This is a genomic window from Methylomonas rhizoryzae, assembly GCF_008632455.1.
Taxonomy (GTDB): Bacteria; Pseudomonadota; Gammaproteobacteria; order Methylococcales; family Methylomonadaceae; genus Methylomonas; species Methylomonas rhizoryzae.
Map to the genome: position 1 here is coordinate 2,802,409 of NZ_CP043929.1, position 23,989 is coordinate 2,826,397.

General features: G+C 52.6%; 26 protein-coding genes. 11 read left to right on the forward strand and 15 right to left on the reverse strand.

Features of this window, described 5'->3' with window-relative positions; translation table 11 throughout:
* Positions 1–147: 147 nt before the first annotated feature.
* From F1E05_RS12540 to lgt, 4 genes are all read right to left on the reverse strand, one after another.
* A complete protein-coding gene (locus tag F1E05_RS12540; RefSeq protein ID WP_150048952.1) occupies positions 148–594 on the reverse strand; it encodes a hypothetical protein in 447 nt (148 codons plus the stop codon).
* The gene (locus F1E05_RS12545) at positions 573–989 is read right to left on the reverse strand and encodes a HEPN domain-containing protein (protein ID WP_150048954.1); all 417 of its coding nucleotides are present in this window, start codon (positions 987–989) and stop codon (positions 573–575) included. The genes F1E05_RS12540 and F1E05_RS12545 overlap by 22 nt, the downstream gene beginning before the upstream one ends.
* Positions 990–1,037: 48 nt before the next feature.
* Positions 1,038–2,135, reverse strand: a complete 1,098-nt coding sequence (gene prfB / locus F1E05_RS12550) for a peptide chain release factor 2 (protein WP_150048956.1) — start codon at positions 2,133–2,135, stop codon at positions 1,038–1,040.
* A gap of 63 nt (positions 2,136–2,198) precedes the next feature.
* On the reverse strand, positions 2,199–2,990 hold the full coding sequence (gene lgt / locus F1E05_RS12555) for a prolipoprotein diacylglyceryl transferase (protein ID WP_150048958.1): 792 nt from the start codon (positions 2,988–2,990) through the stop codon (positions 2,199–2,201).
* 153 nt (positions 2,991–3,143) lie between these two features.
* On the opposite strand from lgt, the gene ppnP reads away from it, so the two are divergent.
* The 4 genes from ppnP to F1E05_RS12575 all read left to right on the forward strand — a co-directional run bounded on the left by ppnP (position 3,144) and on the right by F1E05_RS12575 (position 6,637).
* The gene (ppnP, locus tag F1E05_RS12560) at positions 3,144–3,455 is read left to right on the forward strand and encodes a pyrimidine/purine nucleoside phosphorylase (protein WP_150048960.1); all 312 of its coding nucleotides are present in this window, start codon (positions 3,144–3,146) and stop codon (positions 3,453–3,455) included.
* A gap of 197 nt (positions 3,456–3,652) precedes the next feature.
* Positions 3,653–5,311 (forward strand): ATP-binding protein, encoded by a 1,659-nt coding sequence (locus tag F1E05_RS12565; RefSeq protein ID WP_150048962.1) that lies wholly within the window; start codon positions 3,653–3,655, stop codon positions 5,309–5,311.
* 122 nt (positions 5,312–5,433) lie between these two features.
* The gene (locus tag F1E05_RS12570; RefSeq protein WP_150048964.1) at positions 5,434–5,886 is read left to right on the forward strand and encodes a nucleoside deaminase; all 453 of its coding nucleotides are present in this window, start codon (positions 5,434–5,436) and stop codon (positions 5,884–5,886) included.
* A gap of 112 nt (positions 5,887–5,998) precedes the next feature.
* Positions 5,999–6,637, forward strand: a complete 639-nt coding sequence (locus F1E05_RS12575; protein ID WP_150048966.1) for a hypothetical protein — start codon at positions 5,999–6,001, stop codon at positions 6,635–6,637.
* A gap of 127 nt (positions 6,638–6,764) precedes the next feature.
* On the opposite strand, the gene F1E05_RS12580 is transcribed toward F1E05_RS12575, so the two are convergent.
* Positions 6,765–7,649, reverse strand: a complete 885-nt coding sequence (locus F1E05_RS12580; protein ID WP_150048968.1) for a carbohydrate kinase family protein — start codon at positions 7,647–7,649, stop codon at positions 6,765–6,767.
* A complete protein-coding gene (locus F1E05_RS12585) occupies positions 7,642–8,523 on the reverse strand; it encodes an HAD-IIB family hydrolase (protein WP_232056646.1) in 882 nt (293 codons plus the stop codon). The genes F1E05_RS12580 and F1E05_RS12585 overlap by 8 nt, the downstream gene beginning before the upstream one ends.
* A gap of 262 nt (positions 8,524–8,785) precedes the next feature.
* Here F1E05_RS12585 and trkA point away from each other — a divergent pair, with 262 nt between their 5' ends.
* Positions 8,786–10,156, forward strand: coding sequence for a Trk system potassium transporter TrkA (trkA, locus tag F1E05_RS12590; RefSeq protein ID WP_150048970.1), 1,371 nt, complete (start codon positions 8,786–8,788; stop codon positions 10,154–10,156).
* 52 nt (positions 10,157–10,208) lie between these two features.
* Here trkA and F1E05_RS12595 read toward each other — a convergent pair whose 3' ends face one another.
* From F1E05_RS12595 to F1E05_RS12630, 8 genes are all read right to left on the reverse strand, one after another.
* On the reverse strand, positions 10,209–10,757 hold the full coding sequence (locus F1E05_RS12595; protein ID WP_150048972.1) for a hypothetical protein: 549 nt from the start codon (positions 10,755–10,757) through the stop codon (positions 10,209–10,211).
* Complete coding sequence (locus F1E05_RS12600; protein WP_150048974.1) at positions 10,745–11,269, reverse strand: hypothetical protein; 525 nt, start codon at positions 11,267–11,269, stop codon at positions 10,745–10,747. The genes F1E05_RS12595 and F1E05_RS12600 overlap by 13 nt, the downstream gene beginning before the upstream one ends.
* Before the next feature lie 18 nt (positions 11,270–11,287).
* Complete coding sequence (locus tag F1E05_RS12605) at positions 11,288–11,665, reverse strand: VOC family protein (protein WP_150048975.1); 378 nt, start codon at positions 11,663–11,665, stop codon at positions 11,288–11,290.
* Between the two features lie 45 nt (positions 11,666–11,710).
* Positions 11,711–12,484 (reverse strand): hydroxypyruvate isomerase family protein, encoded by a 774-nt coding sequence (locus tag F1E05_RS12610; protein WP_150048977.1) that lies wholly within the window; start codon positions 12,482–12,484, stop codon positions 11,711–11,713.
* Positions 12,484–13,359, reverse strand: coding sequence for an NAD(P)-dependent oxidoreductase (locus tag F1E05_RS12615; protein WP_150048979.1), 876 nt, complete (start codon positions 13,357–13,359; stop codon positions 12,484–12,486). Before F1E05_RS12615 ends, F1E05_RS12610 begins: the two co-directional genes overlap by 1 nt.
* Positions 13,360–13,362: 3 nt before the next feature.
* Positions 13,363–13,905, reverse strand: a complete 543-nt coding sequence (locus F1E05_RS12620) for a nucleoside triphosphate pyrophosphohydrolase family protein (protein ID WP_150048981.1) — start codon at positions 13,903–13,905, stop codon at positions 13,363–13,365.
* Positions 13,906–13,982: 77 nt separating this feature from the next.
* Positions 13,983–14,471, reverse strand: a complete 489-nt coding sequence (locus tag F1E05_RS12625) for a hypothetical protein (RefSeq protein WP_150048983.1) — start codon at positions 14,469–14,471, stop codon at positions 13,983–13,985.
* 3 nt (positions 14,472–14,474) lie between these two features.
* Positions 14,475–15,023, reverse strand: a complete 549-nt coding sequence (locus tag F1E05_RS12630) for an FMN-binding protein (protein WP_150048985.1) — start codon at positions 15,021–15,023, stop codon at positions 14,475–14,477.
* Positions 15,024–15,247: 224 nt separating this feature from the next.
* Here F1E05_RS12630 and F1E05_RS12635 point away from each other — a divergent pair, with 224 nt between their 5' ends.
* Together F1E05_RS12635 and F1E05_RS12640 are read left to right on the forward strand one after the other, a co-directional pair.
* Entirely contained in the window at positions 15,248–16,711 is a 1,464-nt protein-coding gene (locus F1E05_RS12635) for a porin family protein (RefSeq protein WP_150048987.1), read from the forward strand.
* A 62-nt stretch (positions 16,712–16,773) separates the two neighbouring features.
* On the forward strand, positions 16,774–17,964 hold the full coding sequence (locus tag F1E05_RS12640; RefSeq protein WP_150048989.1) for a cytochrome-c peroxidase: 1,191 nt from the start codon (positions 16,774–16,776) through the stop codon (positions 17,962–17,964).
* A gap of 199 nt (positions 17,965–18,163) precedes the next feature.
* On the opposite strand, the gene F1E05_RS12645 is transcribed toward F1E05_RS12640, so the two are convergent.
* A complete protein-coding gene (locus tag F1E05_RS12645) occupies positions 18,164–18,946 on the reverse strand; it encodes a YwqG family protein (RefSeq protein WP_150048991.1) in 783 nt (260 codons plus the stop codon).
* A gap of 754 nt (positions 18,947–19,700) precedes the next feature.
* Here F1E05_RS12645 and F1E05_RS12650 point away from each other — a divergent pair.
* Genes F1E05_RS12650 through F1E05_RS12665 form a run of 4 tightly spaced genes read left to right on the forward strand, consistent with a single transcriptional unit; the run spans position 19,701 to position 23,957 of the window.
* A complete protein-coding gene (locus tag F1E05_RS12650) occupies positions 19,701–21,572 on the forward strand; it encodes a thiamine pyrophosphate-binding protein (RefSeq protein ID WP_150048993.1) in 1,872 nt (623 codons plus the stop codon).
* An 11-nt stretch (positions 21,573–21,583) separates the two neighbouring features.
* Positions 21,584–22,342, forward strand: a complete 759-nt coding sequence (locus F1E05_RS12655) for an SDR family oxidoreductase (protein WP_150048995.1) — start codon at positions 21,584–21,586, stop codon at positions 22,340–22,342.
* Between the two features lie 8 nt (positions 22,343–22,350).
* The gene (locus F1E05_RS12660; protein WP_150048997.1) at positions 22,351–23,157 is read left to right on the forward strand and encodes a citrate synthase family protein; all 807 of its coding nucleotides are present in this window, start codon (positions 22,351–22,353) and stop codon (positions 23,155–23,157) included.
* Entirely contained in the window at positions 23,154–23,957 is an 804-nt protein-coding gene (locus F1E05_RS12665; RefSeq protein ID WP_150048999.1) for a citrate synthase family protein, read from the forward strand. The genes F1E05_RS12660 and F1E05_RS12665 overlap by 4 nt, the downstream gene beginning before the upstream one ends.
* The last annotated feature ends 32 nt before the right edge of the window (positions 23,958–23,989 follow it).

Genomic DNA, 23,989 nt, shown 5'->3' on the forward strand with positions numbered 1-23,989 from the left:
AACAGGCTCCGAAAGTCAACGGCAAAAGCATTCATTCCTAGCCTCTAGTAAAATTTGTTAATTTCCTTCCACCAGTTTAGTCTGCATCGTCAATTCCAGCTGCTTTCGTCCTGGTTACTACACGCACCGCGCGGCAACAAGGACAAACTAAGCAACCCGATTTAAATCGTTTAATTTCGCAAGCATATCCCAATCAATTTTATATAGATACATATCCTCAATATATATGCCATCTATATAATTTCTTCCCATTCGATTATTAGCTAATTGAGCCCCTGCCAAAACACTGTTCCGCATTGCATTGACTATACGGTTATGAATACTAGACACCCTAATATCATGCAAGGAAATAACATCTTCATCATCCGAGCAAGCCTCATAAATATCATTAATTCTTTTATACAAACTTCTAGGCCCTTCGCTTCCCACCAGAGGAGATACTATGGTCAGCTCCCAATTTTTTTCTTCCACATCCTGTATCCAAAAAGCGGCGGCAACCTGAACACCTGACTCGTCCAATTTTTTTACCAAGCTTTCACCCGCTAGGCGCATTGCGTCCGTAAACCATTGCGTCATAAATACTTCTTTAGCCATGGCAATACTCCTGATTCGTTTTCGGTAATAGCCAAAAATAAATCCCTGGCATCCTGTCTTTGAATAGAATGATCATAACGAGACTCCTCCGACCATTTATTGGCCAGAGACCAACTCAGCTTGAAATTAACATCTTTACTTTCTTGCAATATCAGCTCTTGTTTTAATCCTGCGGTGATAAGCAGTTTAGTCAGATCATGGGTATAACTATCGTTAGCAAGTTTTTTATCCGGAAAATCGAATTGCTTAATTTGCTTGGCAACACAAGCTTTCAAAATACATTCCAAAGCATACCCAGCGAGATAATAAGCGCCATGATAACACTCGGCTTTTAAAAGAACTTCCGCTTCTTTTATTCTAATAGCAGATAATAATTCCAGCTCATGCTTATTCATTTATATGAATTCTCTGGCTTGCTATTTGTTTTCACCTAGATTATGACTTTACAACCCACTCTTCAAACTGGCTTCGATAAACTGATCCAGCGCGCCGTCCAATACCGCCTGGGTGTTGCCGGTTTCGACGTTGGTGCGCAGATCCTTGATCCGCGATTGGTCCAGTACGTAGGAACGAATCTGGCTGCCCCAGCCGATGTCCGACTTGGAGTCTTCCAGGGCTTGCTGGGTTTCGCTACGTTTCAGCATCTCCATTTCGTACAGCTTGGCTTTGAGTTGCTTCATCGCCGTGTCTTTATTTTTGTGCTGCGAGCGGTCGCTTTGACACTGGGTCACGATGCCGCTGGGACCGTGGGTTATCCGTACCGCCGATTCGGTCCTATTGACGTGCTGACCGCCGGCGCCGCTGGCCCGGTATACGTCGATGCGCAAGTCGGCCGGATTGATGTCTATTTCGATGTCGTCGTCGATCTCCGGGGAGACGAACACCGAGGCAAACGAAGTGTGACGGCGGTTACCGGAATCGAACGGCGATTTGCGCACCAGTCGATGCACACCGGTCTCGGTTCTTAACCAGCCGAAAGCATACGGACCTTCGAAGCGAATCGTCGCGCTCTTGATGCCGGCGACCTCGCCCGGCGATTCCTCGATCAATTCGGTTTTAAAGCCTTTGGCTTCGCCCCAACGCAAATACATGCGCTCTATCATCGAAGCCCAATCCTGGGCTTCGGTACCGCCCGATCCGGCTTGAATATCCAAAAAGGCGTTGTTCGGATCCATTTCACCGGCAAACATGCGCTGAAATTCCAATTGCGCGACCTGCTTTTCCGATTCCTCCAAATCGGCGACAACCGTATCCACCGTATCGGCGTCGTGTTCTTCCACCGCCAGCGCCAACAATTCGTCGGCATCGTTTAAACTTTGCTCCAGCTCGCGCAAGGTCTCGACGATGCCTTCCAACATGGCGCGTTCGCGGCCCAAGGCTTGGGCGAGTTCCGGCTTGTTCCAAATCGCCGGGTCCTCCAATTCGCGCATGACCTCGATTAAACGTTCGCTTTTTGCATCGAAATCGAGATAAACCTTCAACGACGCGCAGCGTTCGCGTAAATCGGCAATTTTGTATTTGATCGGATTGATTTCTTGCATGCGAGTGTCACGCTGTTTTCGCCGACAGCACGGCAAACTGAAAAAACCAGCGATTATAAACGATTAGCCGACGGATTTGCGCCGTTCCCGCGTGAGCGAGAAAGCGACGCACGCCAGCCCGGCCAACACGAACGGCACGCTCAACAACTGTCCTGTGGTCAAGGTCAAACCGTTGTCGTACATTGCTTGTTCGGTTTTAAAATATTCCAGCACGAATCGAACGCTAAACAGCAAGCTAATAAAACAACCGAACACCAAGCCTTGTTTCCCCGCGAATTTTTTATAAAGCTGTAAAGTGGTCGCATAGATAAACAAATAGCAAAAGGCTTCGTACAACTGAACCGGGTGGCGCGGCGTCCAGTCGATACGCGCAAAAATCACCGCCCAAGGCTGCTCGGAAGCGATGCCGAGAATTTCAGAGTTAAAGAAATTACCGACACGAATCAAGGCCCCGGCTAACGCGGTCGGAATGCAAACCCGGTCCAACAACCACAGAAAGCCGTCGCCGTATTGGCGTCTGTACAGAAACAACGCCGCAATGATGCCCAAGGTCGCGCCGTGACTCGCCAGCCCGCCTTCCCAAACGGCCAGGATCTTTAGCGGATGCGACAAATAATAGCCGGGATCGTACAGCAACACGTGTCCCAAGCGCGCGCCGACGATGGTCGCCACCACCATGTACCATAACAAGGTATCCAGCTCTTCGATTTTTTTTCCTTCTCGCTGATAAATCCATTGCATGGTCAGAAAGCTACCGACGAATCCGGAAGCAAACATTAGCCCGTACCAGCGAATTTTCACGGCCCCAAAATCAAGCAGAACCGGGTCGATATTCCAGATAAAAAAATGATCCATAACGATATTCGGTTAAAAAGTGAATGAGCCCAAGGTTCGGCTTTTGCCGTAAACGCCGAACGCACGGCGTTTGCGGCGGCTACGGCTAATTCCGATCATTTTACCTGCGCCGCTCTGCTATCATGCCACTTTTATCACTATACGCCGATTACAATGTCTGAATTCGAAAACGTCACCATCGTCAAAAAAGCCAATGTTTATTTCGACGGCCGGGTCGTCAGCCGCACCGTGATCTTTGCCGACGGCAGCAAGAAAACCCTGGGCTTTATGCAGCCGGGAGAATATACCTTCAACACCGAAGCCCCCGAGCTGATGGAAATCCTGGCAGGCGAGATGGAGGTGCTGTTACCCGACCAAGCCTGGCAAACCGTAAGCGGCGGCCAATCCTTCGAGGTGCCCGGCAACGCCCGATTCACGATGAAAGTCAAAGTTGCCAGCGATTATTGCTGTTCTTTCTTGTCCTGATCGTACCGGCACTATCCTGCAGCAGCGCTGCAGGATGTTCACCTAAACCGCTCACTCGTCTTCGTTACGTCTCCGTTTATCGCTTATCCCTCGGGCTTACCGAATAGTCACTCTATCCAAAGCAACAATAACTGCACGCCTCGCAGCCGCAAATTTGAACTACGCTTTACCGGATTTTGTGGTTACCGAGTACAAACATGGCGCAAAGCGAACATATTCTAATCGGCCATTTGGTGGAAGTGCGCGGCGACGGCATGGACGCCCGCATCGTCGCAGAGCATTCCACTTCCGCGCCGCTCATCCGCATCGGCGAGCAGGAAATTCTGGCCGGACACCTGGGGTCCTACGTGGTGATCCAACAAACCCAAATCAAGGTGTTGGCCCTGGTTTATAAAATGTGGGAGCGCGACCGTTTCGACCAGCAAGGCAATCGCTACAGCGATCGTTTTATCGCGCTGATTCCGGTAGGTGAAATCAACGAAACCAACACCTTTATTCGCGGGGTACGTCACTATCCTACCCCCGGTGCCAACGTGTTTGCGGTCGGCTTGGACGAAATCAATGCCATCTTTTCCAAATTTCGCGATTACCAGTTTTTCATCGGCCAATTGGCCTCGCATAAAGACTACCACCTGAGCCTGGATCCAAGAGCCTTGTTCGGCCGCCATTTCGCGATTCTCGGTCAATCCGGTTCCGGTAAATCCTGGACAGTCACCAGCCTGATTCAACACACGATCAAGGCCATGCCGAAAACGCATTTGATCATGTTGGATCTACACGGCGAATATTGCTGGAAAACCGCAGACGGTCGCGTCGAATCCGCCTTTCCCACCGAACGGGTAAACTACGTGGACGCCATGGACTTGGAAATGCCGTATTGGATGATGACTTACGCCGAGCTGGTCGATTTATTCATCGACAGGGACGACAAAGGCGCTTCGATGCAAATGGCCTTCATGCGCGAGATTTTACAGCAGCTCAAACGCAAGGAAGCCAAACAAATCGGCTTGAGCGGCGTATCGATAGATACCCCGATTTATTTTTCGTTGGCGGAAATGTATATGCAATTCAAGACAGCCAACGAAGAACGCAAGGATTTCGGCAAAACTCATGGCGCTTTATTCGGCCAATTCGACGAATTCCTGGTCCGCATGCAAAGCCGCTTCAACGACGTGCGTTACGACTTTTTGTTGAAACCCAAAAAGCGCAACACCTCCGACAGCATGGCCGATTTATTGCGGCAATTCGTCGGACTGGGCGATAAAAAAGCCAACATCACCGTGGTCGATCTAAGCTCGGTACCTACCGACGTGCGCCCGGCGGTTTCCGCCCAAGTCGGTCGCCTGGCTTACGAGTTCAACTACTGGAATCCCCACCGGCGCGAATTCCCGATCACCTTGATCTGCGAGGAAGCCCATGCCTACATTCCGCGGGAGAAAGGCGGCCCATTCGAAGGCACCAAGAAGATGATGGAACGGATCGCCAAAGAAGGCCGCAAATACGGAGTGTCTATCGGCGTGGTCAGCCAAAGGCCGACCGAGTTGTCGGAAACCATGCTGGCCCAATGCAGCTCCTTCATTTGCTTGCGTACCACCAACCCGGACGACCAGGCTTATATACGCGGTTTGGTGCCGGAAGCCGAAGGCGACTTGACCGATATTCTGACATCGCTGGGCAGAGGCGAAGCCCTGGTTTTGGGCGAAGCCGCGCCGTTACCGACCCGGGTGCAGATTTACCGTCCAAACCCGGAACCGAAAAGCAACGACGTCGATTATTACACCGGCTGGCGCGAAGGCCCGGACGAACTGGACGTCGACGACATCGTCAACCGATGGCGGACGCAAACTCGGCAGTGATGGCCAAGCAAGCCCGGCACCCGGTACCGCCAAATGCTGTGGAATGAGTCATTTGTCCAGCATTTGCATGAGCCAGCGCGGACACCCATCGTGCCCGCAGTGATGATATGTTTGGAGAGGATATGAACTACCTGGAGCTATTAGCCGTTGCCTTTGCCGAAGCGGAAACGGGTTTTGCCGAGGGAGGCGTTCCGGTCGGTGCCGCACTGTTCGGTGCCGACGGCCGCTTGCTGGGAAAAGGCCGCAACCGCCGGGTGCAAAACAACGACCCGTCGCTGCATGGCGAAACCGACGCGTTTCGCAACGCCGGCCGGCAAAACGATTATCGGGATAAGATCCTGGTGACGACCTTGGCCCCCTGTTGGTACTGCTCCGGTCTGGTCCGCCAATTCAACATCGGCACCGTCGTAATCGGCGAATCGGTCAACTTCGCCGGTCATCCGGATTGGCTGCGCGAAGCCGGCGTCCAAATCGTCGAACTGAACGATCCCGGCTGTATCGCGCTGATGCGGCGCTTCATCGAACAATCGCCGGCGATCTGGTATGAAGACATCGGTCTAGCGCCTCCTCGTTAAGCGCAAATGCCAGTGCAAGCCGCTTATCGGCAGAGATGCAAGCTTGCCCATATAGAACCCGAGTCGAGGCGGAAATTTAGAAGCCCCCCTTAACCTTTACAGGACTCACATCATGTTCAATAAATTCGCTACAACATGCTTGTTAATTTCTACTGTTCTTTCTCCGTATGCCTACGCCGACACGGTCAGTTGGGCTTCTTGGGTTGGCCAAGACGGCTCGTTTGTTCAAGACGGCAAGCCGATAGACGTGAGCTATTCCGGCCAGTACGCCTGGACAGACTTTACCAGCGGCATCTTCGACGATGTACCCGGTTCGTTTACCAATGCCGTTTATACCAATACTCCCGGCAGCAACGGCACAATTGCGCTGACCGGAACCGGGGAAGGTCGCTTCACTTTTTCGCACGCAGTGACTAATCCCTTGCTCGCGCTGTGGAGTGTGGGTCAGCCCGGCTATCAGGTTAGGTTCGTGTTCGACACTAGCAATTTCGAGATAGTGTCAGAAGGCGCCGGTCACTGGGGCGGCGGAAGTTTAGTTCAAGACGGCAATCGGGTAACCGGGGAAGAAGGTAACGGCTTGATACAGTTTTACGGCAGTTATACGAGTATTCATTTCCAGCTTCCGGATTACGAATACTACTACGGAGCTACTATCGGCGCTCCTACCTCGGCCGTGCCCCCGCCCGGCTCGATTTGGCTAATGGGCTCAACGCTGCTGGGCTTATTGAGTTTGAAGCGTCACAACGCTTGACCGGGTTCGCCCCACCTCGTTGCCGGAATAGCAGCGCTTTTGCCGATTACCTTGAGCCGCCAGCCGCCCGCCAACGTTACATCCTGGGCGGACATCTGATCCAGTTGGGCTTTATCTACCCGGCCGTTCAAATCTCCCACTCGGTTACAAAATCGCGGTAAAACGCCGGATCGTGTACCGTAGCGCCACGGCGGCCGACCAAGGCCGAAGCGAAAGATTGGGCGCGTTGCAGACTCAAGCTCAACGGCCAGTGCAGTTGCAAGCCCAGCAACAGAACCGCGGCAAACGCATCGCCGGCCCCGACGGTATCCACCACTGGCATGCTCTGCGCCGGAACGACCTCGGCTTGATGGCCGCCGGCATCCATGGCAAGCGCACCTTGCTTGCCGCGGGTAACCACCAAGCCCTGCAACCGATAATCATCGATAAACCGCCGCATCGCCGTTTCGACAGGCGCGTTGTCCGCTTGCAGGGCGGCCAATTCCACATGGTTGAGTTTTATCCAATCCGCTTCGCCGGCTAGTGCCAACACCTCGGCTTTTCGCCACCAAGGTTCGCGCAGGTTGACGTCCAAAAACACCAAGCCGGTGCAACCAGCTTTCAAGCGCTCCCACGCCTGCCGAGACACCGGATTGCGTAAGGCCAAACTGCCGTGGTACAGCAAGCCGGCCGCCGGCAAGGCCTGTAACGTCTCGTCGGCGATGAAATCGTAGGCCTGTTCGGGAACGATCAGATAGCCGGGCTCGCCGTCGCTAATGTCGACCTGCACCTTGCCGGTGGGATGCACGCTATCGGTTTGTAAGCCGGCCATGTTCATACCCCATTCCTGCATCGCCTGTTTAACCTGTTTCCCGGTCCCATCGTCCCCGACTCGGCTGATGAACAAGGGTTGTTGCCCGAAGGCTTGCAGATGCCAAGCCACGTTAAACGGCGCGCCGCCCAGCACCGCGCTGCCGTCCGGAAAATGGTCGAACAACACCTCGCCGAAAATGTATAACGCCGGTTTAGCCATAGTGTTGCATCCAGGTTTGGGTATGCGGTAGAAAATGGGCGACGCCTTCCAAAATGCCGGCGGCGTAATTGCCGTTCAAACCCATAAAACCGCCTTGCGCCAAATACAACGCCGCTTCGGTGCCGTTTTGCCTGGCCAATTCTTGGGCTTGAGTTTTCACCGCGTCGGCCGCATTAGCGACTAAAACCGATTGCACCCGGCTGATCAATACAGGCAAATCGTTACCGCTATCGCCGGCGAATACGGTTTGGCCGGGGTCGATGCCAAGTTGCTCCATCAAGAATTCGACCGCGTGGTACTTGGTTGCGCTGGACGGCAGCACGTCCAGCAGCACCACTTGCTCGGCTTCGTCCAGACTGTAAATCACCTCGGCTTTAACGCCGCAATCGGCGATGCGTGCCTGCATGATCTCCAGCAATTCGGCCGCATCCCTATCTAAGTTTAAATAGTAACTCAGCTTAAAACGGTTTTGCTTGCCCGGCTCTTGCAAGGTTAACCTAGGCAGGTCCGCGAATAACAAGTGCAAACTGGCGTGATCGTGCCCGCGCCAATCGGCTGCGATCCGGTTTTCCCAGGCCTCGAAAACCTGCCAGCTGCTGCCATCGAGCCGGTACACGCTGCTGCCGACATCGCCGACTACATAATCCGGCAGCGGTAAGCCGAAATCAGCAATCGCTTGCTGTACCAAGGTTTTATCGCGGCCGGACACGTAAGCGACTAACACCTCGGGCCTGGCCGCCAACGCCGCAAACAGCGGCCGGGCCGACGGCGATTCCGGCGCGTTGCCGTTCGGTAACAGGGTTCGGTCCAGATCGGTACAAATCAGTATGCGTTCTATCATCGCCACGTCCCGATTAACGGCTAAACGCCGCATGTTGCCTGCTATCCTACTTAATTTTAAGCGGGCGCGACTTGGTTTTTTCCCAGCCGCTAAGCTTAAAGCGGTCACGCTACCCCAAAGTCCACTGGTTCCGGCATATCAAGCCAAGCGATAATTCAATCCTAAGTTGCAATCACTAAGTTGTCGACGTGTACAGCTCAGGGGATCCGGTTATAATTTGCAAACCCGTCTATCCTACCTGTCTGATATACGTCTGCGCTATCGCATCATCCATTTCCGAATATCTTTTGCTTTCATGAAAATTGTCATTCTGGGTGCCGGTGTTACCGGTTCTTCGGTCGCCGGCGCACTCGCCAGCGAAGAGAACGATATTGTGGTTATCGACAAGAATCCGCAATTGCTGTCAGCGCTTAAAAGCAGACTGGATATCGCTACGATAGAGGGCAACGCGGCCCATCCGACCATATTGGAACAAGCCGGAGTCGGCTCGGCCGACATGGTCATTGCGGTTACCGACCGCGATGAAACCAACATGCTGGCCTGTCAAGTCATCAACACCTTGTACGAAAAGCCCAAAACCATCGCCCGGGTTCGCGCCATCGACTTTCTAAACCATCCGGAGCTGTTCAAACCCGGCGGCATCGACATCGTCATCAGCCCGGAACAAGTGGTCACCGAATCCATACACAACCTGATCAAATACCCCGGCGCACTGCACGTTTCCGAATTTGCCGAAGGCATGGTGCGCTTATTTTCGATCCGGGTCGCCTTAGCCGGCTTTTTGACCGGCAAACGCATTCAAACCGTCAAGGAAAAGCTGGCCGACAGTATGATTCGAGTGGTCGCCATTTTTCGCGACGGCAAAGCCATACCGGTCAACGGCGAAGCGGTGATCACCGCCGGGGATGAAGTTTTTTTCGTCTGCCCACGCGACAAAGTACGTAAGACATTGATGGATTTAAACAAATTGGAGTCGCCAATCAAATCCATCATGCTGGCCGGCGGCGGCCACGTCGGCAAGCGCCTAGCGATTGCCCTGGAAAACAACTATCAAGTCAAAATCATCGAACAAGACATCAACCGCGCCAAAGAAATCTCTAACGATCTTCGTAAAACATTGATTTTACATGGAGACTGCACGGACGAATCCTTGCTGCAAGAGGAAATGATAGAAGACATCGATTTGTTTTGCGCGATCACCAATAACGACGGCATCAACTTGATTTCCGCAGGTTTGGCCAAAAAGTTAGGCGCCAAAAAGGCCATCTGCCTGATCAATAACAATTCCTACTTGAAACTGCTGGACAACAGCGAAATCGATTTGGCGATTCAACCCAAACTGGAAACCCTGGGCGGCATTTTAAAACACGTACGCAAAGGCGACGTGGTCGGCGTCAGTTCGGTCTGCGGCGGCAGCGCGGAGGCCATAGAAGCTATCGCTCACCGCAGCCAAAACGATACCGCGTCGGTGGTTGGGTTGCGGGTGGACCAAATCAATCTGCCGGAAGGCGTTATTCTTGGCGCCTTGATTCGCGACCACGAAGTGATTCCGGTACACCACGATACGGTATTTTCCGACGGCGACCACGTGGTCATGTTCGCCTTGGAAAAGAAATTGATCAAATCGATCGAACACTATTTCCAGCCCATCGAATCTTTCAACTAAGACCCAAAACCCAAAATCCGGTCAATTGGGTAAAATTTTCGCCGCAACTCTCCTAAGAACGCGCACCGTCCAAACCGTCGATGATGGCCAAGGTTTTTCGCGGCAGCGCCAGCGCGTCGTTACGCAGCAAAGACAACTGACTGTCTTCGTGTATCGCAGTCAAAAACTGAATTAACGCTAGCTCGCTCTGCAAGCGCTCTTGCTCGTTCCGGGTTTCCCACATTCTGTTCAGCAGCTGTTTGGCGTGATGGTGAACGGTAAATGCCACGGCATCCGGTAGATGCGCGTAACTGCTTTTCAGAGAGTCTTTCAAGTTATCCAAAGCCTGCAGATATTCCTGATAATCGCGCAAATCCTGTTTGCAGCGGATTTTCACCATTTCCAATTCGCTTTGGTGTTCGGCTTGCGCCATAGCCATTTCGTGCGCCAAGCGTTGAGCCTGTTTTTTCAGTTGGGCGACCAAAGCCTGTTCCGCCAGCGCCTGTTGTCTGCGCAATGTTGCCACGTCTTCCTGCCGGGAAAGCCGCCATAGCAAATTTTCGTCCAACTTAGCCCGGCAAATCCCCAGAACATCGGACAACCAGCGTTCTAACCGCGGCATAGTAGTTTTTGCCGCAAGGTCAACATGGCTTGGGTATCCGCCAGGCGTTTATGCCGTTTCAAGTCTTTCCAGGCCTGCTCCAGCTCGGCCTCGGGAACCATGACTGCTATTTCGGCCCGAATCGATTGATACAATTGCCGGCTTTGTTTTTTGTTATCCGCGGCCAGCAACCGGCTACGTTTGATTTGCAACCAGTAATGCTGTTGACTCTTTTCCAAACAGGCCTGCCTCTCGGCATCCTGACGTCTTACCGTTAACGACGCCAATTGCCGCTGCGCAACAGCTTTCCGATCGAAAAAGTCAAACAACCCGAGCGCAATCGCACGTACCACGAGAAAAACGCCGAGCACCAGCATCCAGCCAAAACCCAGCAATAGCAATTTATTGGCCCAGGCATAGCAAAAATCGGCTGCTAGCGGAATATCGAATCGCCAGCAGAAAAAGCCGGTCAACATCAAGCCGATAGCCAAGCTGCAAGCCAACAATACGCCGTACACAATAGCCTTAACCATGTTCGCTCCGATCCGACACTAGGTACCGCGCTCGATAAACTCCAGCGCATTGCCGTCGCGGTCGCGGCAAAACAAGGCTTTTCGTCCGGATATGCTGGTCGTATACGCTATGCCTTCGCGGTCCAAGGTATCGCGCAAAGCGTCTACCGAATTGCAATGCAAGGCCACATGCCGGTCTCTGCCGCCGTGGGCCGGACGGCCGGTAGTCGGATCGGGATTATCCAATTCCAACAGATGAATTTGCTGCTCGCCGATTTGCAGCCAAGCACCGGGAAAAGGCAAATCGGGCCGTTCGGTCGGCGTCATGCCCAACACGTCACGATAAAACCGCAAGGATTGTTCGGCATCGGAAACGATTAAACTGGCATGGTGTAGGGTGAGTGCGAATTTCGACATGACTGCCATCCGGGTGTATTGATACGGCTATTATAGCCCGCCGTTCTAACGGCTTTGCAGCCAGCTCAAGCTGTCTACAGTATTTCCTGTCGGTTTATATTCCGCGCCTACCCAACCGCAATAGTTAAGTTTCCGCAACAAATCGAACAAGGCATCGAAATCGACCGTGCCGCTGCCCGGTTGTCCGCGTCCCGGACAATCGGCAAACTGAATATGGCTTATCTTGTCGATGTGCCGGGCCAAAAACTGCGTGCAATCCTGCTGCATGCGGCTCATGTGATAAATATCGTATTGCAACCCCAGATTGGGATGAGCGAGTTCTGAAAACACCGCCAGCATTTTAGCGTGGTCGTCCAGCAAAAAACCGGGCATATCGACACTATTGATCGCTTCGAACACGGCCGTAACGCCAATCCCGGCCAAGCGGTCGGCCGCAAGGCGCAAATTTTGGATAAAAGTCGATAAATAATCGTTTAGACGAGCACGATTCAAACAGCGGCCGGGCAGTATATTCACCAGCAAAGCATCGAGGGTAACCGCATAGTCGCAGGCTTGTTGCAAACCGTCTAAAAACCGCTCACGCTTTTCCGGCACGGCCGCCAAGCCCTCCCCGCCCTGTAGCAAATCATCGGCCGGGACATTAAACAAGACCATGCGCAAGCCGTGTTCATCCAATAGGGCTTTAATCCGCTCGGCCGGCAATTCGTAGGGAAACTGGATCTCCACCGCCTGAAAACCGTGTCGTTTCGCTGCAGCGAAACGTTGTTCCAGCGGCAACTCGGTAAACAGCATGCTCAGATTGGCACAAAACCGCAGCATTACCGGTTCGAGTAAAGATTGATCAAGGTAGCGGGATCCTGCTCGGCATAGCCGCGGCCGGCGTGCAAGCGCATCAATTGCGCGGCTAACGCGGACATCGGCACCGAACACTCGTGTTCCGCAGCAATCTGATCGGCCAGTGTTAAATCTTTCAATAAAGTCTTGACTCGCCATTTTACCGAGGCGAAATCCTCGGCTGCCATTTCCGGCCCAACGATTTGCAACGGTTTGGAATCGGCGAAACCGCCGGTTAAAGCGTGCGGGATTTGTGCACTATCGACACCCGCCCGTTTGGCCAGTGCCATCATTTCCGCAATCACCATCACGTTGCAACTGACGATCATTTGATTGCAAATTTTGGTGATCTGGCCACTCCCTACCGGCCCCATGTGGGTTAATCGACTGTACAGAGGCGCTAAAACCGTGCGGGTGACGGCAATATCCGCCGCATCGCCCCCGGCCATGATGGTCAGACTGCCTTGCTCGGCCCCAGCCGTACCGCCGGATACCGGCGCGTCTACCCAGCGCATGCCGGATTCGCCGGCCGACGCCGCTAAGCGTCTGGTCGCATCCGGTGCGATACTGGACAAGTCGATCACCAGCGTGTTCGGTTTGGCATGCGGAAAAAGCTCCGCTGCCGCGATCTGTTCCACCGCGGCAGTATCCGCCAAACATAGCAAAACCACGTCGACCTGCCTCAGCAATTCCGCCACCGAATCACAGATACCGGCCCCGGCTTGTGCCACGGTAGCCAGTTTTTCCGCCGTCCGATTCCATACCCTAACGTCGAAACCCGCAGCCAGTAAACGCAAGACCAAAGGTTGCCCCATCAGTCCGATGCCGATGAAGCCTAAAATGTGTTTCGAACCCATCATCGCTTATTCGTACAGCGCATCGCTTAAATCCGGGGCAGGCGGCAGGGTTTCTCGCGCGATACGCTCGCCGTAATCGCCGCCGGACCGGCCCTGCGACAGGCTATTCAACAAATTGGCGTGCACCATTTCAAAAGCCTTGTCGAAATCGGCATTGACGAAACCGCGTACCAGTTGCACACAAAGCATATACAGCCCGGAGTAGTGCACGGTTTCTCCCGACGCGCACAGGCTGATTTTTTCCGACAACGCTTTGACGATAGACAACACCGAGCCGTCTTGCCGCCAAGAGGCCGGAGTAGCCAGCACATCGCCGCCGGAACAAGCGATTGCCGCCAACGCGTTATAGGCCAAATCGACCAAGCCGGCCAAAATTTTCACCAAATCCCCGGCGGTTAAGGCCTTGAAAGTTTCGCTGGCGCAATCCATCAGTAGCGCCTGCCGCATCACGACGTCCATATCCGCCAGATGCATGCTGTCCGGATAAACCGGCTGCACGATGCCGAAGCTGTCGTGAAACTCCCTGACTAGTTGTAAGTGCTTATTCATGATGTCCTCCTATTCGCAAACACATTGTCGATTTTTCGCGAAGCAACCGGCTACGCATAAGTTACAGCACAAGAGAGTTAGCGCGCCCGTTTGCGCGCTTGTAGCAAAGACAGCGCAACAATCACGATCAAAGCCAATAATGACGTTTCCAACAGTAAAAACGCCGCTATTTTGAAATACGCGAAATAAGGATGCGCATAACGGACCAACCAACCGGCCGCCTCGTCGGCGATGGCTGCAAAATAAATAACCACGCTGAGCCAAACCTTTGCCGGAGTCGGCAAATCCGTCATCAGCATCAGATGGGTTAAGGTCAACACCAGCATACCCATCGCAAACAAATGAAAATGCGTAACTTCCAATAAGCTTTGATAGCTTTTAGGCTGCGTGAATTGTGCCTCGTCCCCCAAATAATAAGCCAGAACCGAATCGCCGCTCAGACTCATTTTGTGAAAGTACATCAAGCCGTTGCTAAGCCAAAGCAAGGCCACGTAACCTAAAAAAAGCAAAATCAAGGTGTTGATCAACAGTTGGCGATTCTGCTCGCCGGTGACAAAAAATCGCATGGCTTATTGAGTCTTTTTCAACATGACTTGGTAAATCGCCAATAGTTTGCGAGCCCCGTTTAACGCAGCCCGCGAACTTAAGGTTGCACCGGAAACCGCTTGCACGTCTGTATCGAAGCTCAACTTCTCCAGCGGCAAATTCAATAATTTGGCATACCAACGATCTGGCGGCTGATACTCCGGCGGCTCGTGAAACGCCAGGATGCGCAAGTTGGCTAAATTGCCGGCGGCATCGACCACTAACAACATCGTTTCCGGCTGAGTACGCACGTTATGCGATTCAATCATCGCATAACCGACAATTTGTCCTTGTTTTTTACCGACAAAGACGCTGATTAAGTTGGACTCCAATTTACTTTTGGCCAACTGTTCAATTTGCACTATCTGACTTTCAGTGGGAAACAGCGATAACAATTCCACGCTGGCATCCGTTCCAAACGCCATTTCCAAAGCCTCGTCCTTACTGAAATAAACCGTTGAAAAACAAGGCATTGCAAATACGACAACACTAAGCGCTAAAACAAACCGGCGTAACGATTCGAAACTAAGCATGAGTCACTCAAGATAAAAAACACTAAATATCATACGAAATTGCCGCCGGCTTTGCCCGCACTATTGCAGCCCCCGGGTACATTTTAGGTGTCGTATGCGTAACACCATCAAATTAACTAATATGAGTACGGCGCATAATTGACTTACAAATGATAATGATTTGCGCTTAATCTTTTAACCCTTTAAACTGCAAGCATATTAAACCGATATTGAGGCCGTTAGACATGACTTTCCAGAAAAAACCGACGAATTCTTTGTATTTAGCCGCATCCATAGGTTTGTTATGCAGCAATGTTTCCATAGCCGAACAAGCACCGGCAAGCATGGAAGAAATGTGGAAAATCATCCAACAGCAACAAAAGGAAATCGAATCGCTGAAAGCCAAAAGCGCCCAAAACGAGCAACTGAAACAGGAAGTCCGCGATCTGAAGCAGGCACAACAAAACTCCGCTTCCGGCACTGTGGTTGCCGCGAATTCCCCGTCAGCGGGAAAAGGCGAACTGGAACGCAAAACCGACGTACTCGCTAGCGAAGTGGAAAAACTGAAAACCCAGTTATTCATTCCGGAAGCGCGCGAATACAAAAGCGAATACGGCTTGGGCCCCGCGGCGTCCAATGTCTATCGCGTCAATCGCGGCCTATCCATCGGAGGTTACGGCGAGGCGTTTTATACCAATTACACCGACGAAAAAGCCTCCGGCGCCAGCGACTCTTTCGATTTGCAACGCGCCGTCTTATACGCCGGTTACAAATTCAACGATTGGATCATTTTGAACAACGAAATCGAATTCGAACATGCCTCAACCGGTGAAGGAGCCGAGGAAAAAGGCGAGGTATCGGTGGAGTTCTCGCAATTGGATTTCTTGCTCGACCCTAAATACAACATCCGCGCCGGTTTGATGCTAGTGCCCATGGGCTTCATCAACGAGATGCACGAACCCACGACATTTCACGGCAACCGCCGCCCGGACGTGGAACGCTTCATTATCCCGTCCACCTGGCGTGAGATGGGTGCCGGCTTATTCGGCGAAATCATCCCCGGCTTGCAATACCGGGTCTATGCGATGAACGGGCTGAACGCCCGCAGCTTCGAAAGCGAAGGGATACGCGAAGGCCGCCAAGGCGGCAGCCAGGCTTTGGCGGAAGATTTTGCATTTACCGGCCGGGTGGACTACTCGCCGGCCGTCGTGCCCGGTTTGATGGTGGGCGGCTCGGCTTTCATCGGCAACTCCGGACAAAACGAACTGTATCTCGGACGCAAACTCGATGTTGCCACCCAATTGTACGAAGGACACATGCAATACCGTTACCGGGGTTTGGAACTGCGGGCATTAGGCGCTTGGGGACAAGTTAACGATACCGAAATACTCAGCCAAGCAATAGGCGAAACCATAGGCAAGGAAAGTTTCGGCTGGTATGCCGAAGCGGCGTACGACATCATGCCGCATCTGTTGAAAGACAGCACCCAATATCTGGCGCCGTTCTTCCGCTTTGAAAAATACGATCCTATGGCTGCCGTGGCAGCCGGATTCGCCGACAACCTGGGCCTGGACCGCTGGATTTATCAAGGCGGCCTGAGCTACAAGCCGATAGACAACATCGTCATCAAAGCCGATTACCGCAACATTCAAGCCAAACAAGACTCTCCTGCCAACGAGTTCAACTTGGGTATAGGCTTCATTTATTAAGAGGCTAAGCGCCCGGCCTCGGCCGGGCTCCCTATTTGAACTGCGAAGTTTTTGGAGTATTTATGCGAAAAACACTCAGTCACTCACTTGTGCTGCTAACAATAGCCGCATCCACGGCTTCGGCTGAGGTACCGACCTTGCCGGGCAGCGCCAATTTAAGTCTGAAAGCAAAACTGGGTCAGGAATTGTTCTTCGATACCAATTTATCGGAACCAGCCGGCCAAAGTTGCGCCACTTGCCACGATCCGGCTATGGCGTTTACCGATCCGGACAACGGCGTCCCCACCTCGCAAGGCGCATTGGTCACGTTGCAAGGCAATCGCAACACCCCTACCGCCATGTATTCGGCGTACGCGCCGGAATTCCATTTAAACAACGAAGACGGCTTGTATTACGGTGGACAATTCTTGGACGGCCGCGCAGCTACTTTGGAAGAACAAGCCAAAGGGCCTTTTTTAAACCCTTTGGAAATGGCCAATCCCGATATAGCCGGCGTGATTGCCAAAGTACGTAACGCCGACTACGCCTCTATGTTCGAAGCAGTATTCGGCAGCGGGGCTTTAGACGACGACATCAAGGCCTATCAACGTATGGCGCAAGCCATAGCGAGCTTCGAAAGGTCGCCGGTGCTCAACCGTTTTAGTTCCAAATATGATTTTTATTTGGCGGGAAAAGCCAGACTGACCGCCAAAGAAGCGAGAGGACTCAAGGTCTTCGATGAAGAAGACAAGGGCAATTGCGCCGCCTGCCATCCGAGCAAACCAAACTCTGACGGTACGCCGCCGTTGTTTACCGATCATTCTTACGACAACATCGGCGTTCCGAAAAACCCGGACAGCCTGTTCTACGCTCTGCCCAACGACCTAAATCCGGACGGTGAAAATTTCGTGGACAAAGGCCTGGCCAACAACGTGCCGCTTGCCGGAGAACGCGGAAAAATCAAAGTTCCGACCTTGCGCAACGTAGCGGTTACCGCCCCCTACATGCACAACGGCTATTTTAAAACCCTGGAAGGTGTAGTGCTGTTTTACAACAACCGCGACATACGCCGAGAATGCAAGAATACGCCGAACGACACCGAGGCGTTGAAGCGTAAATGCTGGCCTGCGCCGGAAATTAAGCGCAACGAAAACTTCGACGAACTTGGCGAGCTTAATCTTACCGCGCGTGAAAGAAGCGATTTGGTGGCTTTTTTGAAAACCCTGACCGACGGCTATCGCTCTTACTCGCCCTGGCCGTATAAACGGCCTTAGAACTTGCAATACCCCTTTTGGTTAGTACCTAAAAGTTGAGGAGCGGCACGTTGCCGGACTGCAGAAACCGCAAAGCATCGCTCCCAGCCCTCTTGCATGCTTCTGTTAAACGCCTTGGTTCGCGTTGATCTTGAACTAAGGCCCCTTCCCTCCGATGCCGTTGGATCATCAACGACTAGCCCCGCCCTCGCCACAGCCTTCAATAACATTGTAATATCATCCAGGCATCGTCGAAACCGGCGGCTCTTGCATCGCTTTCCCTCACCCAAAAATACAACATCCCCATGTCGCCCCACATGGCGTCGATATCCTCGTCGGAATCGAATTGCAACAACAAGCGCCAATCATTGGGGTGCGCTTTCAATGCTTCGGCCTGCTTACAGTCGTAACCTTCCGAGTTACCGCAATACACGCCGCCGCTTGCCAATTGACACTCCTCTTCCATCGTATCGTTCTGTATCGCGTATGGAAATCCGCCGATTTGATGCCTGGGACCCGCGCCGTAATTACTGTCTATGAATTCATCATATTCCGTGTCTTCTTCCCAGTCCAACCGGTTCGGATCAATGCGCCGGCTATCCGGGTAACTGATAAAAGGCTCGGACTTAAGGTATTTAATTTTCTCGGACAGATACTCGGGAGCTAAATCGCTAGGCGCTTCCTGAAATTTCAACTCGCCTAAACCGTTTTCGTAAATCACCGCCCAACCGCCTTTATCGTCGGGATCGAATCCCCAAGGCCATTCGTGCAAATCGTAAAAAAACAATAAGCGGCCTATTTCCGGCAACCAATCGATAGCGGAATTTCTATTTATTTCGGCCAAATCAATTTGGCCAATAAAACCAAGCGGTTTATCGTGCTTTCTCGGCCAAAGCACATGAGTTGCCACCAAGGGCTTCCCGCCAAGAAAACTCGACATTTCTCCGTCTGCAGTTACCAAACGCAAACACTTATTCCCCAGTGCCGAGATTTTCTCATTCATAATTCGGATACCCTCTTCCAGTTTATGCAGCAAATGTAAACTTATGTTAATTCTACAAAAATCACGTATTACATTGTTTTAACGCAAATAGTTTTCGCTGTAAACCCTTTTAAAATACTAACAACAATCACCTGCGGCAAATATATAATTTTTGCTTTAGCTCAGCAACGGAAATAGCCGTCGGCTTAGTATGGCTTGTTGGCGCTAGCGCCTTATTCAACTTAAGCCCAAACTGAACACGCTATCCATAGCCTCGGGTTATTAGTCCATGCCATTTCATACATATGTATTTGCTGAACTTTATTTCACAATAATGGTGTCTTATAAACATGAATAGTTAACTAAGCAGCTATGTCGCCACACAGACTGGAAATCGTAGCGGCATTGCCCACCGCTAAAATCCGCATCGTTAACGCCGGAAAATTCAACACCTACTGTTCAGTGCCACCAGCGTTTAGTCGTCAAGCCCCCACTCAGCCCCGTAAAAAGTAACGGTATTCACCCGAAAAGCAGCCGCGGAGTCTCAAAACGCTGACCAATATCGAAATTTGCGAAATGCATGGCTGTTCTTAGCACGCAGAGCGGACAAAGCCCACATTTTCAAAAACCGGTAACAGTTAATCTGCGGCGAGAGCCCTAGGCTTGTTTGGTGCTAGTACAACTCGAACTATCCGTTCCCGAACAGACCGGGTAGCCGCCGAAACCGAAGCACCTTTTCAGTTGATTCCACATCCGACCAGCGAGGTATTTTTACATGAGTGCACAAATTTCTCTGATCCGCAAAGAAACACCCTTAACCGAAATACATCCGGAACTCAAGCTTGCTCCGTCTATCGATCAAGCCGACCTGCTGGTCGCCTATTTGGAACAAATGGGCATAGAGTTCGTTTTCGGCGTTCCGGGCGGCGCTATCGAACCTCTTTACAATGCGCTCGCCCGCAGCACCCGCCGCGGCGGAGTTAAACACGTCCTTGCCAGACACGAAGCCGGCGCGGCGTTTATGGCGGACGGTTATGCGCGAGAAACCGGCAAAATCGGCGTCTGCTGTTCTACATCGGGTCCTGGGGCAACCAATTTGATCACGGGGGTTGCCTGTGCTTACGACAACAACATTCCCATGCTAGTCATCACCGGTCAACCGGCATTGCCGGCCTTCGGAAAATATCCTTTACAAGAATCCTCGTGCACCGGCATCAATACACTGGGCATGTTCAGACACTGTACCCGGTATAACTCTTTGGTCTCTCACCCCAAGCAGCTGGAAACCAAGCTGGTTACCGCTTTACAACGCGCGGTTCGCACACCCCGCGGCCCGGTGCACTTGACGGTACCCGTGGACGTATTTCGCAGCCCTACCACCATTCAGAGGCCGAGTTACGACCTGCATGAATTGTTGGCTCCGGCATCGATGATTGACGCCGACGCGGTAGACCATTTAGCCGAAAAGCTATCCACATCCCAAAAAATCGTTTTGCTGATAGGCGGCGGCTGCGGCGAAGCAATCGGCTCGATCTTGCAGTTCGCATCGTTAAAAGGCACGGCAATAGTCACGACGCCGGACGCTAAAGGACTGGTCAATCCCAGACATCCTTTGTTTAAGGGCGTGTTCGGGTTCGGCGGTCACGAAACGGCGGATGCCGCGCTCAGAGACAACTCAGTCGATTTGATACTGGCGGTCGGAGCCAATATGGGAGAATGGAACAGCGGCGGTTGGAGTGAAAGCTTGTTGAACGAGCGTTTGGTTCACATCGACGAGTCCGAAGAAAACTTGGCCCGCACGCCTATGGCCCGGCTGCACGTGCGCGGCAGGATTTTGTCCGTTTTTAGCCGTTTAGTCGAAAATTTACATAACCGGCATAAACCCGATGACTTCGACTATGCACGCAATCGCGCCTCTCGCGACAGAAATGCAATCCAAAACGGAGATCCTCTACGCTTATTAGCGGAACAAGATAAATATGAAAGCGACGCTATTCCGTTAAAACCCCAGCGACTGATGCGGGAGTTAGGTTTACATCTTCCACCCAGCACCCGCTTTTTAGCCGACACAGGCAATAGCGTATCCTGGTCGGTACACTATCTGCATCCGTCTATTGACAGACGGGTTGGAGAGCGCCGAATGGGTGGAGGCGGACGTAAAACCACGCCCGGACAACGTAAAAACGACGGCGGCTGGCTACGGGTAACCATGAACTTTGCCGCCATGGGATGGGCCATAGGCGGTGCGGTCGGCACTGCAATCGCAGACCGTAAACGTCCGGTGGTCTGCATCACCGGCGACGGCAGCATGCTGATGAACGGTCAAGAAATTTCGGTAGCCGTCGCCGAGGAACTCAGCATCATTTTCGTCGTTCTCAACGACCAATCGCTCGGCATGGTCAAGCACGGCCAACGGCTAGCCAGCGCCGAACAAATCGGCTGCGAATTACCGCCGAGCGATTTCGCGGCGATTGCCCGTGCATTAGGCGCAGAGGCATACACTATCAAAACGCCTGACGACCTGATTGCCCTGGACTTTCAAGCAATATGCTCCAGAAAAGGCCCCACCTTGTTGGATGTATTGATAGATCCCGAAGAGGAACCGCCCATGAACGTCAGAATGCGTGTATTGACGTCCGGCAAATAACGAGGATCGTCATGGGAAAATTACTCGATAAAACCGCCCTGATTACCGGTGGGTCCAGTGGCATAGGCCTAGCGACGGCTAAATTGTTTATTGCTCAAGGCGCTAAAGTGGCCATCACCGGCAGAGACGCCAGCCGATTGGCAACCGCAAAAAAAGAATTGGGTGCCAATACCCTAGCCATCACTAGCGAAGCGGGCAACCTTGAGGACATCGATGCCCTGCTGGCACACATCGAACGTCAATTCGGCCATTTGGACATATTGTTCTTGAATGCCGGGATTGCCGAGCCAACCCCGCTGGAATCGGCAAGCGAAGACCAATTCGACCGCATCATGCAAGTCAACCTAAAAGGTGTTTTTTTTACCATACAAAAAGCCTTACCTATACTGCGGCCTAACGCATCGATTGTCGTCACCACGTCGATAACCAATCGTAGCGGTACCGAAAACTTCAGTTTGTACGCCGCCAGCAAAGCCGCGTTGCGTTCTTTAGTTCAGTCCTTAAGCCTCAGTTTGATCGGCAAAAATATTCGCATCAATGCAGTCAATCCCGGCCCCATCGATACCGAGGGTTTCAATAACATTCCGGTACCCGACGAAGTTTTTCAGGCCATCAAAAGCGACATCGAAGGCCGTTCTCCCAGCAAGCGGCTAGGTACTGCCGAAGAAGTTGCAAAAGTTGCGCTATTCTTGGCATCCGAAGACTCGTCCTATGTCGTAGGCGAAGAGATTGTCGTCGACGGCGGGATATCCCTGGTTTGCCTACCTTAGGAGCAACAATGAGCGGCAGCAACGCCCCACACACCATTCGTACCCGAATCTGGCTGGAGGAACCCGAACCCGATAACCCATTCGCCACCCGCGCCGCCTATTGCAGAGGCTACGACGTCTACGGGGAGATGCTGGGTCACGCCCGTTGGTCCGATATGCTTTATTTGCTTTTTAAGGAGGAAGCACCCGGCAAAGCCCAAGCGGATTTGTTGGATAGTTTGGCCTTGGCTTTAGCCAATCCGGGGCCGCGCGACGCTTCGGTGCATGCGGCGATGTGCGGCGGCGTGTGCGGCTCCAGCGCCGCGTCGTCGCTGATAGCGGCATTAGCCGTTGGCGCCGGCCATTTGGCAGGCGGACGCGAGGTGTTTTACGCCGTCTCGGGCTGGCATCAGTGCGGTAAGGATTTAGCGGCTTGGAAAAACTTTTTTACCAGCCCAAAATCGACCGAGGCCGACATCTGGCCGGAAATCGATCACCCGCCCGGCTTCGATCCCTATGGCGTCAGCACCGGCTTAACTGTGATCCAAACATTGGATTGTCTGGCGGGATACGCAGTCGGCTCCATTCTTCCTTGGTTGCACGCTAATTTACAAGCCATGGAGGCCTTGGCCGGCAAACCGCTCGCACTCTCCGGAGTGGCGGCGGCAGCGTTGGCGGAACTCGGTTTTTCAGCTCAGCAAAGCGAAATGCTGTTTCTGTTACTGCGCTTGCCCGGTGCGGCAGCGCATGCACTGGAGCAATATCCTTTGGGTTACAAAAAATTTCCTTTCGGTACGGTCGAATTAGAAAACGATACACAGGAGTCAACAGCATGAACGGACCGGAACTACTAAAACAACACGTTGGCAAATTGAGTAGCCGGATGGGAACCTTTTACCCCGGCGAACGCGTCGTGTATCGCGGCCGGGATCTGCTACACGAGCTCAACGACATGGATTGGCTGGCACTGTATTTGTACGGCATTACCGGCAAAACGTTCGGCCAGGCCGAAATGAAGTTGCTGCAAGCGATTTGGACCTACACCAGCTATCCGGATGTACGCTTATGGAATAACCGCATCGCAGCGCTGGCCGGCAGCACCCGCAGCACCGGTACTTTAGGGTTGGCTGCGGCGTTGGCCGTATCCGAAGCCGAAATATACGGAGGAGGCGTGTTTCGGCGCGCGGTAGTCTTTTTAGAACGCAGTCTGCGGCAAATGGCGAGTGGAAGCGATTTGGAAACCTGTGTCCGCGAGGAATTTGCCGCGCATCGCAGCATCGCCGGGTATGGCCGCCCTTTGGTCAACGGCGACGAACGTATCGTGCCATTGCTCGAATTGGCCAAGCGCTTGGGCTTAAACGAAGGCCCTCATCTGAAACTCGCTTTTGAGGTCGAAGACTTCTTGTTGCGTGGCCGCTGGCGCATGAAGATGAACTATGCCGCCTTGATCGCCGCATTGGGCAAAGACTTGGGCTTAAGCGTCGACGAATTATGTCTATTTATTTTTCCGTTGTTTTTAGCCGGCATGCCTCCCGGTTATATCGAAGCCCGACAACGCCCGGAAGGCACTCTGTATCCCATCCCCTGCCCCGACGTCACCTATGACGGCCAAGCTAAGCGGCCTTGGCATAAATAGAATTCCGCCTACACTGCATATCTAAATAATAA

What these genes read in the sequence shown, in the direction of transcription:
- F1E05_RS12565 (WP_150048962.1), top strand. Translation starts at nt 3,653, where the DNA reads ATGGCGCAAAGCGAACATATTCTAATCGGCCATTTGGTGGAAGTGCGC.
- F1E05_RS12630 (WP_150048985.1), bottom strand. Translation starts at nt 15,023, where the DNA reads ATGCTTAGTTTCGAATCGTTACGCCGGTTTGTTTTAGCGCTTAGTGTT.
- F1E05_RS12650 (WP_150048993.1), top strand. Translation starts at nt 19,701, where the DNA reads ATGAGTGCACAAATTTCTCTGATCCGCAAAGAAACACCCTTAACCGAA.
- F1E05_RS12660 (WP_150048997.1), top strand. Translation starts at nt 22,351, where the DNA reads ATGAGCGGCAGCAACGCCCCACACACCATTCGTACCCGAATCTGGCTG.
- ppnP (WP_150048960.1), top strand. Translation starts at nt 3,144, where the DNA reads ATGTCTGAATTCGAAAACGTCACCATCGTCAAAAAAGCCAATGTTTAT.
- F1E05_RS12545 (WP_150048954.1), bottom strand. Translation starts at nt 989, where the DNA reads ATGAATAAGCATGAGCTGGAATTATTATCTGCTATTAGAATAAAAGAA.
- F1E05_RS12655 (WP_150048995.1), top strand. Translation starts at nt 21,584, where the DNA reads ATGGGAAAATTACTCGATAAAACCGCCCTGATTACCGGTGGGTCCAGT.
- F1E05_RS12595 (WP_150048972.1), bottom strand. Translation starts at nt 10,757, where the DNA reads ATGCCGCGGTTAGAACGCTGGTTGTCCGATGTTCTGGGGATTTGCCGG.
- F1E05_RS12610 (WP_150048977.1), bottom strand. Translation starts at nt 12,484, where the DNA reads ATGCTGCGGTTTTGTGCCAATCTGAGCATGCTGTTTACCGAGTTGCCG.
- F1E05_RS12605 (WP_150048975.1), bottom strand. Translation starts at nt 11,665, where the DNA reads ATGTCGAAATTCGCACTCACCCTACACCATGCCAGTTTAATCGTTTCC.
- F1E05_RS12570 (WP_150048964.1), top strand. Translation starts at nt 5,434, where the DNA reads ATGAACTACCTGGAGCTATTAGCCGTTGCCTTTGCCGAAGCGGAAACG.
- F1E05_RS12615 (WP_150048979.1), bottom strand. Translation starts at nt 13,359, where the DNA reads ATGATGGGTTCGAAACACATTTTAGGCTTCATCGGCATCGGACTGATG.
- F1E05_RS12625 (WP_150048983.1), bottom strand. Translation starts at nt 14,471, where the DNA reads ATGCGATTTTTTGTCACCGGCGAGCAGAATCGCCAACTGTTGATCAAC.
- F1E05_RS12575 (WP_150048966.1), top strand. Translation starts at nt 5,999, where the DNA reads ATGTTCAATAAATTCGCTACAACATGCTTGTTAATTTCTACTGTTCTT.
- F1E05_RS12665 (WP_150048999.1), top strand. Translation starts at nt 23,154, where the DNA reads ATGAACGGACCGGAACTACTAAAACAACACGTTGGCAAATTGAGTAGC.
- lgt (WP_150048958.1), bottom strand. Translation starts at nt 2,990, where the DNA reads ATGGATCATTTTTTTATCTGGAATATCGACCCGGTTCTGCTTGATTTT.
- prfB (WP_150048956.1), bottom strand. Translation starts at nt 2,135, where the DNA reads ATGCAAGAAATCAATCCGATCAAATACAAAATTGCCGATTTACGCGAA.
- F1E05_RS12640 (WP_150048989.1), top strand. Translation starts at nt 16,774, where the DNA reads ATGCGAAAAACACTCAGTCACTCACTTGTGCTGCTAACAATAGCCGCA.
- F1E05_RS12585 (WP_232056646.1), bottom strand. Translation starts at nt 8,523, where the DNA reads ATGCGGCGTTTAGCCGTTAATCGGGACGTGGCGATGATAGAACGCATA.
- F1E05_RS12620 (WP_150048981.1), bottom strand. Translation starts at nt 13,905, where the DNA reads ATGAATAAGCACTTACAACTAGTCAGGGAGTTTCACGACAGCTTCGGC.
- F1E05_RS12540 (WP_150048952.1), bottom strand. Translation starts at nt 594, where the DNA reads ATGGCTAAAGAAGTATTTATGACGCAATGGTTTACGGACGCAATGCGC.
- F1E05_RS12645 (WP_150048991.1), bottom strand. Translation starts at nt 18,946, where the DNA reads ATGAATGAGAAAATCTCGGCACTGGGGAATAAGTGTTTGCGTTTGGTA.
- F1E05_RS12580 (WP_150048968.1), bottom strand. Translation starts at nt 7,649, where the DNA reads ATGGCTAAACCGGCGTTATACATTTTCGGCGAGGTGTTGTTCGACCAT.
- F1E05_RS12600 (WP_150048974.1), bottom strand. Translation starts at nt 11,269, where the DNA reads ATGGTTAAGGCTATTGTGTACGGCGTATTGTTGGCTTGCAGCTTGGCT.
- trkA (WP_150048970.1), top strand. Translation starts at nt 8,786, where the DNA reads ATGAAAATTGTCATTCTGGGTGCCGGTGTTACCGGTTCTTCGGTCGCC.
- F1E05_RS12635 (WP_150048987.1), top strand. Translation starts at nt 15,248, where the DNA reads ATGACTTTCCAGAAAAAACCGACGAATTCTTTGTATTTAGCCGCATCC.